Source organism: Paenibacillus sp. RC334, assembly GCF_030034735.1.
GTDB lineage: Bacteria > Bacillota > Bacilli > Paenibacillales > Paenibacillaceae > Paenibacillus > Paenibacillus terrae_A.
On sequence record NZ_CP125370.1, the window covers coordinates 3643308 to 3655343 of the forward strand.

Below are 12036 nucleotides of genomic sequence, written 5' to 3' on the forward strand. Positions count from 1 at the left end.
CATTAAATTTACAATTTCTCGGCAACTCTCAGCTTGGCTGACCGGGACCGTGGATTAAGCTCCAATTCCTGCTCTGATGCCACAATCGGCTTACGATTCACCAGCTTCAGATCGCCTATCATTTTGTCCTCCAAAATAGGCAAATCAGATGGATATATGCTTCTCGCCAAATACTCCTTGAAAATATGCTTGCATATCCGATCCTCCAGAGAATGGAACGTAATGACCGAAATTCTGCCCCCTGGAGCCAGGCATTTTACTGCCTGATGCAAAGTATCTTCCAGTGCACCCAACTCATCGTTTACAGCGATCCGCAAAGCCTGAAAGCTGCGTTTGGCCGGATGTCCCCCGGTTCTGCGTGCCGCAGCCGGAATTCCTTCTTTGATAATATCGACAAGTTCCCCTGTTGTGTGAATAGGCTTGTTCTTTCGACGTTCAACCATAATCTTTGCGATCCGGCGTGAAAACTTCTCTTCTCCGTAGTGAAACAAAATACGCGCAATCTCTGCTTCTGGCCATTCATTGACAATCTCGTAAGCCGTCAGCGAGCTACTCTGATCCATCCGCATATCAAGCGGCGCATCATGATTGTAGCTGAATCCCCGTTCCCCCTCATCGAACTGGGGCGAGGACACACCCAGATCGAACAAAATACCCTGGACCTGCGGGACGCCGTCTTTTTCGGGCAATCCCAGTTCGGCCAGCCTGTCCTGCAAGTGGCGAAAGTTGGATTTCACCAATGAAATCTTTCCTTCGTAGGCCGACAGCTTCTCGCGCGCATTGTTCAATGCCCAGTCATCCTGATCAAAGGCAATCAGCCTTCCCTCAGGGCCAAGCTGTGACGCAATGACGGAACTGTGTCCTGCCCCTCCCAACGTGCAGTCCACATAGATCCCGTCCTGCCTGATGTTTAGTGCCTGTGTTGCTTCTTCCTTGAGTACGGTAATGTGGTGAAACAAACGGCTGACCTCCTAAATTACAATTCAAAGTTGAAATCAACCAATTTCTCAGCAATGTCGTTAAATGCTTCTTCTGATTGGCTGAAATATTGCTCCCAAGTGTGCTTGCTCCAAATCTCTACCCGGGTGGACACTCCCAATACGACGCACTCTTTGCTAAGCTTGGCGTATTCGCACAAATTCCCCGGTAAATTTACCCTGCCCTGTTTGTCCAATTCGCATTCAGTCGCGCCCGAGAAAAAAAAACGGGTAAACGCCCGGGCATCGGCCTTCATCAAAGGCAGTGCTTTAAGTTTTTTCTCCATGACAGCCCACTCATCCATGGGATACACGAAGAGGCATTGGTCCAGCCCGCGGGTAACCACGAACAAGGCACCGAGAAGTTCACGAAACTTGGCCGGAACAGTAAGCCGACCCTTCTCATCAATGCTATGTTGGAACTCCCCCATAAACATTGGTTTCGTCACCCCTTACCCCATTCTCCCACTTTGGCCCACTTTCCACCACCTAAGCATAATAGATTCGCTTTAAAAAATCAAAGACCTTCTTTACATTTCCAAAAAGTGATAAACGACAAATCCATACGGTGATGTCTGTTATTGTTGCCACGTATCATAACACGCCAAAAAGCCCCTTATTCCATGAAGACGAACTCCCGACAATATGCATCAGGTTTCGAAACAACATGAAAATAAAGGGCTTAGTCTCATTCATCAAACCAACCTATACAGACACCTGTGTTACACGTTAAAACCTTTGAACCCGGGCATCGTGATCGGCAATGCTCAAGTTATGCATTCCAGCTATCCAGATAGACCTTTTGGTCCTCTGTTAAAGAATCAATTTGGATTCCCAGGCTATCCAGCTTGAAGCGGGCTACCTGCTCATCAATTTCATAAGGTACATTAATTACGGCTTTGCCCAGCTCATTATAACGATCGTTCACATATTTCAAGCCAAGCGCCTGAAGTGCAAACGTGGTATCCATAATTTCCGCAGGATGACCATCCGCCGCAGCCAAATTCACGAGGCGTCCTTCTGCCAGCAAATACATTTTACGTCCATCCTTGAAGCGGTACTCCTCAATGTTGCGACGCACCGTCCTAATGGATTCGGAACGTTTGGCAAGCTCAGGCTTACTAACCTCCACATCAAAATGCCCCGCATTGCACAGCACAGCCCCGTCCTTCATGACATCAAAGTGCTCTCCGGTAATTACAGCTTTGTTGCCAGTCACCGTAATGAAGAAGTCACCCAGCTTGGCTGCTTCCACCATCGGCATCACATGGAAACCATCCATATGTGCTTCTACTGCCTTGATTGGATCAACTTCGGTGACGACCACGTTGGCTCCCAGCCCTTTCGCACGCATCGCAACCCCTTTACCACACCAGCCATAACCCACCACGACGACCGTGCTACCTGCCACAACCAGATTGGTTGTGCGAATAATGCCGTCGAATGCTGACTGTCCAGTACCATAACGATTGTCGAACAAATATTTGCAGTAAGCATCATTAACGGCCACCATCGGGAAGTGGAGTTGACCCTCTTTTTCGAGCGCCTTCAAGCGGATAATCCCGGTAGTCGTTTCCTCCGCCCCACCACGGATGGTAGAAATCAGATCAGGGCGTTCGGATTGCAAGAGGGTAACCAGGTCACCCCCGTCATCAATAATAAGGTCCGGCTTTGTTTCCAGCGCCTTAATTTGCAAGCTTTTAAACTCAGCAGGGTCCGGATTGTATTTAGCCAAAACCGTAACTCCATCTTCAACCAATGCTGCGCAAACATCATCTTGAGTGGACAACGGATTACTACCCGTAATTGTAACCTCAGCCCCGCCCGCCTGTACTACTTTAGCCAGATAGGCCGTTTTGGCCTCCAGATGCAGACAAATGGTTACCTTCAGACCCTTAAAAGGCTGCTCCTGCTCGAACTGTTGACGTATACGGTTCAATACCGGCATATGGGCTTCCACCCAATCAATTTTCAGATGACCCTCAGGCGCCAGTTTAAGATCGTGAACAATGCTGTTTTGCAAAGAATGGGAAGTCATATTTGTTCCTCCTTCATATTTGTTGTAGTTGTTAACATGCTAAATCATACATAAATGACACGATGCGTACCCGTCAGATCGGTCGGCACATCCATAATCATATCGATCAGGCTGAGGCCGTAACGGTTTAGAAAATGATAGATAGTATACACCCGTTCCTGCGGCTGTCCGAACGGAAAAAGTGACCACTCGATGCGATCCCATTGACGAAGCGCTGTTTCATTTTGCCGGAACAGTGCTTCCTGAACTTTTGCTTCCAGATAGGCAATCTGCTCCAGAATCTTCTCACGATTGGTTTCCCCAAGCCGGAGTAAACCTTTTTCAATCAAGCCTGACTGCTGTATCAGCGGTTCGTATATACGGACAAAAGCTTCCTTGGCCCCGGCAAACTGCTCCTGCATTCCAAGCTGATCGTGGGTGACAATCCATTGCTTTTTCCGTTCCTCAAGCCCGTCTCTAACTTCGCCAAAGCTCAATTCATACTTCAACATATGCTTTTCCACACCTGGCTCTACCAACGTAAAGGACATCCGTGGCAGCAGTAATGGCATCTGCATCCCCAGCACGCCAAAGGCATCCCGTGTAATCGCCCAGTAGGCAATTTCTCCTAGTCCCAGCACAGAGGCCAGCACCGGAAATAGTGAGTCCTGCATAAGAGGACGGGTTAGGACATTGTTACTAAAACGTTCCGGGTGCCTGTCTGTCTCTTCGAGCAGTTCTTCGATTGTAAATGCCACCTGACCGCGGCGATCCGTGAACAGCCCGTTTTGCTTGAACAGCAGCAAGCGTTCTTCTTCATGGATATAAAAGAGATTCGCGCCGCCTTCATGGACATCTGCTTGCAAATGATAGCCGTAATCTGCAATCCGTGCAGCAGTCGCCCGGTAAGCTTGCTCCAGTTCATCATTGTGCTGAACCAACCGACGGAAAACAGATGCCTCCAGCTTGCGCAACGAAGGATCAGCAGAATCCAGCAGCACTAATCCGTAGGCGCCGAAAAGAAGTCCCAGCAACTTGGCGAAGCCTTCACTTAATCCGTAAGAATCATTGAAACCATGCTTAATCATGCGTAAAATATCAGCCTTATGCTCTGAGTCAGGCAAGCTTTGCTCTATTTCAGCCATAGCTTTCTTCCACTCTGCGGCATCGACCTTAATCGCACTAACCGAAGAACGACGTTCCGGCTGCTTATTCAGCTTGATTTTGACTGCTTGCGGGTCATTCGCCATTACATATGTATGATTGACCTCATCCCAGTCATGATCCTCACCCGCAATCCAGAAAACGGGAATAACTGGACGCCCCAGCCGTTTCTCCGCTTCCCTGGCCGCCTTAATAATCGTAGCAGCTTTGTAAACGACCAGCATCGGACCTGTGAACAGTCCACTTTGCTGCCCGCCAACTACCACCAGAGCGTCTGGCTGCTCCAGCCGATCCAATGAAGCATGAACCGCCTCGTGTGCGTTGTATTGCTCATTGTATATACGGAGACATGCTACGACATCCTTACGGTTTAATCGCAGATGCTCCGTCTCATCCAGTCGCTTTGCTCGTTGGGCATAAGCATCGGCATGCAGAACATTATATTCATACAAATCGCGTGCGCGTCCTGTACCCTGTATGTAATCTTCTGCCAAAGCCGACCCTCCGCGAAGCTCTTCCGGAATTATTCTCATGGGTCTGCCTCCTGTCTCCACCAAAACCTTACTGCTTGATTGTACCGAAAGCCCTTGTCCGCGTCAAAGCTTCTCACAAAAAAAACCGCCAAGCAAACTCGGCGGTTGGTGCATAAAACAACATCAGGCGTAAGGCTCAGCTACAAAATGTCCTTTGGACACTTCGATCAGCTTGGCATTTTCCAGGTTATAGGCTCCTGACTTATTGCCGGATGCATCATTTGTATGAATTGGGCCAGCTTGATCACCAGGCATAATAATCCGTTTTTTGTTGGCTTCCACTTCCGGATCGGGAATTGGAATCGCCGACAGAAGCATTTTCGTATAAGGATGGATCGGGTTTGCATACAACTCCGCGCTTTCTGCAAGCTCAACCATTTTACCCATATACATTACGGCTACCCGGTCACTGATATGCTTGACCATTGACAGATCATGCGCAATGAACAGGTATGTCAGACCAAGACGCTCTTGAAGCTCTTTTAACAGGTTGACAACCTGAGCCTGAATAGACACATCAAGAGCCGAAATCGGCTCATCACAAATGATGAATTTAGGGTTAACTGCCAGCGCACGGGCAATACCGATACGTTGGCGCTGACCACCGGAAAATTCATGCGGATAACGGGTTGCATGATCCGGGTTCAAACCTACCAGATCCAACAACTCTTCAATCCGCTTTTTGCGCTCTGCACGGCTACCTGCCATGTTGTGAATATCCAGTGCCTCACCGATAATATCAGAAACCGTAAAACGCGGGTTCAAGGATGCATACGGATCTTGGAAGATCATCTGCATATCACGGCGCATAGCTTTCATTTTACCTGATGATAATTTGTAGATATCCGTACCGTTAAAGCGCACGCTACCTGCTGTAGGCTCATATAAGCGAAGAATGGTACGGCCCGCTGTAGATTTACCACAACCTGATTCACCAACCATACCTAGTGTTTCGCCTTCGCGAATATAAAAATTCAGGTTGTCCACCGCTTTGAGCACACGGTTTTTGCCAACATTAAAATACTTTTTAAGACCTTCAACCTCAATTAAATTGTTGCTACTCACCATGATCTCACCTCCTATTTCTTCAGCTTCGGATCAAGCGCATCACGCAATCCATCACCAAAAAGGTTGAACGCAAGCATAATCAAACTGATCAAACCTGCCGGGAAAAGCATACGCCAAGGATAGTACATCCATCCTGTCAGAGCTGATTCAATCATCGAACCCAACGACGCTTGAGGAGCCTGTACCCCTAATCCCAAGAAGCTCAGAAAAGCCTCGGAAAAAATAGCACTTGGAACCGTCAAAGTCAGTGTGACGATAATCGGACCCACAGCGTTAGGCAACAGGTGACGGAACAGCAGGCGGCCTGCACCAGCTCCCATCGAGCGGGAAGCAAGCACAAATTCCCGATTTTTCAGCTGTAGCATTTCACCACGCACAATCCACGACATGTTAATCCACCCGGTCACACAGAGCGCAATAATAATCGTCGTGATACTTGGCTCCAGTACAACGAGCAGCAGGATCGTAACAAGCAGATATGGAATGGAATACAGAATTTCAGAAAATTTATTCATGATTTCATCTACACGGCCACCAAAGTAACCCATAATTCCACCATAAATAACACCAATCAACAAGTCAATCATTGCTGCGGCCAAACCGATAATCAAGGAAATTCGGGCACCCATCCATGTACGGACAAACATATCACGCCCCAGATCATCTGTTCCGAACCAATGCTCCGCCGAAGGAGGAAGATTGGTGCTCAACAAATCATTCGTGCGGTCGTCGTATGGCGAAAGCATCGGACCAACTATCGAAGCAAGTACAATAAAAATCAGAACGCTCAGGCTTGTCATTGCCAGTTTATTTTTACGAAGCCGTTCCCAAGCATCACGCCAAGCGGATAAGCTTTCACGCTGAATAACTTCAGACTGCTTCTCATCCGCTCCGATTTTCTGAAAGTCTTCCGGTTTTACCTGAAGCTTCTCCAAATTCACAGCATTGTCTTTCACAGACATAAAGTTATCCCTCCTTCCCGCCGGTCAGCTTAATCCGTGGATCAATAAAACCGTATGCAATATCAGTAATAAAACGTGCCACCATTAGCAAAATGCCGTAAAAAATAGTAACTCCCATAATCATGGTATAGTCACGGGTCGTAATACTGTCTACGAACACTTTACCGATACCACCAATCCCGAAAATACGTTCAATAACGACGGAACCGGTAATAATATTTGCTGTCATAGGCCCCACATAGGTAACAACCGGCAAAATGGCGTTACGTACAACGTGTTTGAACATTACCGTAACAGGCTTCAAACCTTTAGCCTTGGCAGTCTTGATATAATCCGCATGAAGTACTTCCAGCATGCTGGAACGCGTTAGTCGAGCGATAAACGCAATTGGCGAAGCGGATAAAGCGACAACAGGTAGGACGTAATCCATTGGACCATCAAAGCCCATGACATTAAACCAACCTAACTCCTGTGCAAAGAAGAACTGAATCAACGATGCCAGGACAAAGCTGGGAACCGCAATCCCCATAATCGCTAAAATCATCGCTACGTTGTCAATAAGCCTGCGATGGTATAAAGCTGCGAGCATACCTAGCAAGAGTCCGACAATAATCGACACAATTATGGCGACAAAGCCCAATTTAAGTGATACCGAAAAAGTTTGTCCAATAATGTCTGTAACACTTTGGTTCAACTTTTTCATAGAAATACCAAAATCACCTGAAGCAATATCACCTAAGTATTTAAAATATTGGACATATACAGGCTTATCCAGCCCATATTGCTCCATTAACCGGGCTTGAATCTCAGGAGAAGTCGCTTTTTCACTCATGAAGGGGTTACCCGGAATTGCTTTCATGAGAAAAAACGTCGCAGAGATCAGAATGAACAAAGAAAGCAGCATATAGAAAAATTTACTGATCAAATAACGCGTCATTGCCCGTTTACACCCCCCATAAATTTTTTTCGACACCATTCGATTTTATCGAAATAGAATTGGAATGTCCAACCTACTTATTTGCATGGTTACATGATAATGGAAAAGACCATGACACACAAAAAAACGGGATATATATGGTTGTATCCACATATATATCCCGAAGTAACTATCAAACTTCAGAATTAAGCTTTAGTTACTGTGTAATATACGCTCTTGTGAAATCAATCGCTCCACTAAAGTCAAGAGCTATGTCTTTTACATTCGGTTTCGTTAAAGAAACATTTGAATAGTAATAGACCGGCAGCATAACCATATCGTCTTGAACCAGAATTTTCTCTGCTTTTGCGAAATCTTCCATGCGTTTTGCTGGATCGGTTTCTGTCTTAGCTGCTTCAATCAAAGCATCATATGCAGGATTAGCGTAGCCAGAATTATTATTAGTGTTGCCTGTTGTCCACATATCTAGGAATGTCATTGGATCATTGTAGTCGGCAGACCAACCACCACGAGCAATTTGGAAATTCAGCTTGTTACGTGTTTGAATAAATACGCCCCACTCTTGGTTTTGGGTTTTGATGTCCACACCAAGGTTTTTCTTCCACATATCAGCGACTGCCAAAGCAATCTTTTGGTGACTTTCACTGGAGTTATACAGCAAAGTTACCGGAGGAAGTGTAGTTACGCCTTCTTCTTTCATACCTTCTTGAAGTAATTTTTTCGCTTCAGTAAAATCTTCTTTGAAGAAATCATCTTTGTTCTCGGTACGGAACTCCTGAGAAACTCCTTTGATACCTGGAGGTACAAAGCCGTAAGCAGGAATTTGACCACCCAATGTTACTCTCTCAACAATCGGTTGGCGTTGAATAGCCATCGCAAATGCTTTGCGGATTTTAACATTATTAAATGGTTTTTCAGTTACGTTAAATAGATAGTAATACGTACTTGCAATCCCTTTAGCCTTAAACTCATTCGGCAGTTCTTTTTTCACAGCCGGAATTTGGTCTGTAGGAATTTCACCGCTTGGCATACCTGCATAATCAAGTTGTCCACTTCTATAAGAAGCCAGCTCTGTTGCACCGCTGTTTACAAGAGACATCGTGATTTTGTTCAGCTTGATTTGGTCTTTACCCCAATAGTTTTCACTCTTGGAAACTTCGATCTTTTGACCGCTGTCCCACGTTGTTAAAGTGTAAGGTCCATTGGTGATCATGCTGTCTTTCTGAACCGCCCACTTGTCATTTCCTTTAATAGAAGAATGTACAGGGTAGAAGGTGTAGAAAGAAGTCAAGCCCAGGAAGTAAGGAGTTGGGTGATCCAGCTCTACTTGCAATGTATGGTCATCAACTGCTTTGACACCTACATCTTTAAAGTCTGTAATTTTAGTGCCTTTAAAAGATTTGGAAGTGCTCAGGTTGTAGCCCTCAGCATTTTTTATATAGTACAATTGGTAAGCATATGGAGGTGCTGGAGCCGTAGAAGGATCCAATACCCGTTGCCAAGCAAATACGAAGTCACTTGCTTTGACTGGGTCGCCATTACTCCATTTTGCAGTATCACGAAGCTTGAACGTATAGGTTTTGCCGTCATCGGAAATTTTCCAGGATTCAGCTACGCCAGGAATTTCTTTGCCATCAGGACCCATACGTACAAGACCTTCATACAAAGTTTTGAGAACCGTGTTCGTTTGACTATCCTGAGCCTGTGCCGGGTCAAATGTTGGCGGCTCGGATGCCAGATTAATGCGCAAAATCTGTTTGTCGGCCGGAGCCGGTGTAGTTGAGGTATTTTCTTGCGCGCCCTTGCCATTGTTTTCGTTCTTGCTGCTGGAGCCACAACCTGCGAGCAGTGCGCCAACTGCAAGAACGAGTGTCAAAAGGACTAAAAAGCTTTTCCTTTTCATCTAGCGTTTTCCCCCTAGTTCTAAAGTGGTATATGTTTATAGATTATACAACCAGCGGTCAAAAAAATCTACATCACATTTCTTTAAATTGAGCTTTTTTTTTCAAAAAAACATGATTAATTCATATTTTTTTAGGTTTTCATGTCATGTTATATCACATGTTATTGAATATATTTTTAAAAATGCCAACAATAGTTAATAGAATATAGGCTAATGTCATGGCTATAAAAGTTAATCTCCACACTGCTCTACATAATCTTTTCCCATCGACCTTACCCTTTATTCGATTTTGGGCTCCTCCAATTAAACCCAGCGCCAAAAGTAGCAGCAGTAATATCAAATAAAAACCGAATCTTGATGCAAAAATGACATTAAAGAGCGCCGCGACGGATAGTATCAGAAAAGCCGTGGTAATGTCCATAGATATAAGCAACGACTTCTTTTTTTCCAGTTTAAGTAGGTAGCGGCAAACCGCAAACACGATCAGAAACGGAAAAAAGGGAAGAATACTAAATGTGATGATGGTACCTTGTATGAGACTCAACTGATCACCCCTCTTTTAGCCGCATGCCCTCAATTAATTGCCATAATACCGCATGGGTTGGTGCAGTAACCCCCGCTTGCTCTGCCATCTGCACCAGTTGTCCATTAATGGAAGCAACCTCTGTCATGGAATGTGCAAGCACATCGGCCAGCATAGACGACTGATTCTCTGCCGTTGCCCGGCAAATCTTCATAATCTGATCCCACCATGCGCTGTCACACCGAATACCATTGGCTTCGTACACTTGAATGCCTTCTTCGTATAGCTTGCGCATCATATGTATACGGCCCGGATCGGAAAGCAGCTCTCCATTGGGGATTCGCCATATTGCTGTCAGCGGATTAATCACAGCGTTGATTAGCAACTTGCGGTATATACCGTTCTCGATTTCTTTCGACAAGCAAACGTCAAATCCTGCTGTAAGCAGCCGATTTAGCACATATTGTTCGAAACTCCCGACCTGTTTCTCCTCCAGCTCATCCGGACAGCCAATCTCCGTAGCCCCCAGCCCGGCATACACGACGGATGCTACTCCCATTCTCTTGGCTCCTTCGGTCGTTACCGCAGGGTATACCACCGCTTCAGGATAGGCTTGTCTAATTCGTTCTATATGTCCGATTCCGTTCTGTAAGCAAACAATTCCGATATCGCTTTCTGTATTAGCCGCAGATTTAATCTGCTCCAGCACTTCCCCAATCGCCCCCTGTTTAGTCATTATCAAAATCCACCGTGCCGGAACCTGTGAATTCAAGCGTTGCCAATCTGCCAACGGCGCTACCTTCAATGTATCTCCAATCACATGAACAGCAACCTGTCCCTCTTTTTCAAGCACAGTAATCCCCTCACATGCAATGATACGTGCCTGCTCAAGCGTTCGTGTCCATAGCCTTACTTTTGTACCTGAGGCTGCCAGCCTTCCAGCGAACAACAATCCGAGCGAACCTGCTCCAATAATATCAATCACCTATGTATCGTCTCGCTTCCATCTTTTTTTCTACTATATCATATGCACTCTAGAGAAATACAAAAAACGCCAACTACGGCAAAGCGTGAGTTGACGTTCTATTTAATATTTGCTGCTGTAATTTTGCTACTCAATGCGCTCCAGGTTCCCATTGGCGTCCATTTTGAATCTGGATTTAAGCTCTTCCTCATCCTCAGTGATTAAAGCCAAACGGCGGGCCCGGTCCATAATCTGAATCAAGGCTTTGTAATCATCATTCACGACGCGATAGTCGGTTTGCACCTCATTAACCTCTTTGGACAACCGATCATTAATGGAGCGAAGTTGATTTAACTCCTCTTCCTTTTCACGTAAATCTTTTTCCAGCATCTTGATCTGTCGATTGGTTTCCTGTACAGATCCCTTCCATTGACGCAAAAAACGGATCACTGCGTCGATGGACAACGTATCCTCACTCGTTCCATCCGCTCTGTATAGCCCTTCAGCCGTATCAAGTGTGGCAAAAGCTGCCACCTGAGATACACCAACCGGACTCTGCTTGCGAATATAACTGCGTTTTTGACGTTGCGCTTTAGCAATGCTGATGGCTTCATCATAACGCTTGCGCACGCAACTGTTCCAGCGGAAGCCGCATGCTGCGGAGGTTCTTCCTATTTTTTGCCCAACCTCTTCAAATGCAGCGAGCTGTGTTCCACCTTCCCGGATATGACGCAATGTCACCTCCGCCAGTATCAGATCATCTTCAACACTCCATGCATCTTGTCTTATTGCAGTCATGCCTCTAGCCCTCCTAACAACATCCTGAAATAACCGTCTTCATGAACCGGCCTTACCGGTATTTGAATAGGGTATAAAAGCTGTTTATTCATTTCTATGCCTCTCGTAGAGTTCATAGAATCTATTTGATACTAAATTGTATTTCCATTTCTATAAGAACTCATACGTGGACAAATATAGTTTCGGGTTT

General features: G+C 45.7%; 11 protein-coding genes. All 11 read right to left on the reverse strand.

Features of this window, described 5'->3' with window-relative positions; all coding sequences use genetic code 11:
• Nucleotides 1-8 precede the first annotated feature (8 nt).
• Nucleotides 9-959, reverse strand: coding sequence for a 16S rRNA (cytosine(1402)-N(4))-methyltransferase RsmH (gene rsmH / locus QMK20_RS16770; protein WP_044648183.1), 951 nt, complete (start codon nt 957-959; stop codon nt 9-11).
• A gap of 17 nt (nt 960-976) precedes the next feature.
• On the reverse strand, nt 977-1414 hold the full coding sequence (mraZ, locus tag QMK20_RS16775) for a division/cell wall cluster transcriptional repressor MraZ (protein ID WP_283656297.1): 438 nt from the start codon (nt 1412-1414) through the stop codon (nt 977-979).
• Between the two features lie 335 nt (nt 1415-1749).
• Nucleotides 1750-3015, reverse strand: coding sequence for an adenosylhomocysteinase (locus QMK20_RS16780; protein ID WP_283652497.1), 1266 nt, complete (start codon nt 3013-3015; stop codon nt 1750-1752).
• A gap of 44 nt (nt 3016-3059) precedes the next feature.
• Nucleotides 3060-4691, reverse strand: a complete 1632-nt coding sequence (bshC, locus tag QMK20_RS16785; protein ID WP_283652498.1) for a bacillithiol biosynthesis cysteine-adding enzyme BshC — start codon at nt 4689-4691, stop codon at nt 3060-3062.
• 123 nt (nt 4692-4814) lie between these two features.
• Nucleotides 4815-5759 carry an ABC transporter ATP-binding protein gene (locus QMK20_RS16790; RefSeq protein WP_044648186.1) on the reverse strand — a complete coding sequence of 315 codons (945 nt, stop codon included), beginning with the start codon at nt 5757-5759 and terminating at the stop codon, nt 4815-4817.
• An 11-nt stretch (nt 5760-5770) separates the two neighbouring features.
• The gene (locus QMK20_RS16795; protein ID WP_283652499.1) at nt 5771-6721 is read right to left on the reverse strand and encodes an ABC transporter permease; all 951 of its coding nucleotides are present in this window, start codon (nt 6719-6721) and stop codon (nt 5771-5773) included.
• A gap of 4 nt (nt 6722-6725) precedes the next feature.
• Nucleotides 6726-7658: an ABC transporter permease gene (locus tag QMK20_RS16800; protein ID WP_283652500.1), complete on the reverse strand. Its 933-nt coding sequence runs from the start codon at nt 7656-7658 to the stop codon at nt 6726-6728.
• A 196-nt stretch (nt 7659-7854) separates the two neighbouring features.
• A complete protein-coding gene (locus QMK20_RS16805; RefSeq protein ID WP_283652501.1) occupies nt 7855-9561 on the reverse strand; it encodes a peptide ABC transporter substrate-binding protein in 1707 nt (568 codons plus the stop codon).
• Nucleotides 9562-9715: 154 nt separating this feature from the next.
• On the reverse strand, nt 9716-10105 hold the full coding sequence (locus QMK20_RS16810; RefSeq protein ID WP_025685747.1) for a DUF3397 family protein: 390 nt from the start codon (nt 10103-10105) through the stop codon (nt 9716-9718).
• Nucleotides 10106-10109: 4 nt separating this feature from the next.
• Nucleotides 10110-11069, reverse strand: coding sequence for a ketopantoate reductase family protein (locus QMK20_RS16815; protein ID WP_283652502.1), 960 nt, complete (start codon nt 11067-11069; stop codon nt 10110-10112).
• 126 nt (nt 11070-11195) lie between these two features.
• Nucleotides 11196-11846 carry an RsfA family transcriptional regulator gene (locus tag QMK20_RS16820; RefSeq protein WP_044648191.1) on the reverse strand — a complete coding sequence of 217 codons (651 nt, stop codon included), beginning with the start codon at nt 11844-11846 and terminating at the stop codon, nt 11196-11198.
• Nucleotides 11847-12036 lie beyond the last annotated feature (190 nt).

What these genes read in the sequence shown, in the direction of transcription:
- QMK20_RS16800 (WP_283652500.1), bottom strand. Translation starts at nt 7,658, where the DNA reads ATGACGCGTTATTTGATCAGTAAATTTTTCTATATGCTGCTTTCTTTG.
- QMK20_RS16780 (WP_283652497.1), bottom strand. Translation starts at nt 3,015, where the DNA reads ATGACTTCCCATTCTTTGCAAAACAGCATTGTTCACGATCTTAAACTG.
- QMK20_RS16795 (WP_283652499.1), bottom strand. Translation starts at nt 6,721, where the DNA reads ATGTCTGTGAAAGACAATGCTGTGAATTTGGAGAAGCTTCAGGTAAAA.
- QMK20_RS16790 (WP_044648186.1), bottom strand. Translation starts at nt 5,759, where the DNA reads ATGGTGAGTAGCAACAATTTAATTGAGGTTGAAGGTCTTAAAAAGTAT.
- QMK20_RS16805 (WP_283652501.1), bottom strand. Translation starts at nt 9,561, where the DNA reads ATGAAAAGGAAAAGCTTTTTAGTCCTTTTGACACTCGTTCTTGCAGTT.
- QMK20_RS16820 (WP_044648191.1), bottom strand. Translation starts at nt 11,846, where the DNA reads ATGACTGCAATAAGACAAGATGCATGGAGTGTTGAAGATGATCTGATA.
- bshC (WP_283652498.1), bottom strand. Translation starts at nt 4,691, where the DNA reads ATGAGAATAATTCCGGAAGAGCTTCGCGGAGGGTCGGCTTTGGCAGAA.
- mraZ (WP_283656297.1), bottom strand. Translation starts at nt 1,414, where the DNA reads ATGTTTATGGGGGAGTTCCAACATAGCATTGATGAGAAGGGTCGGCTT.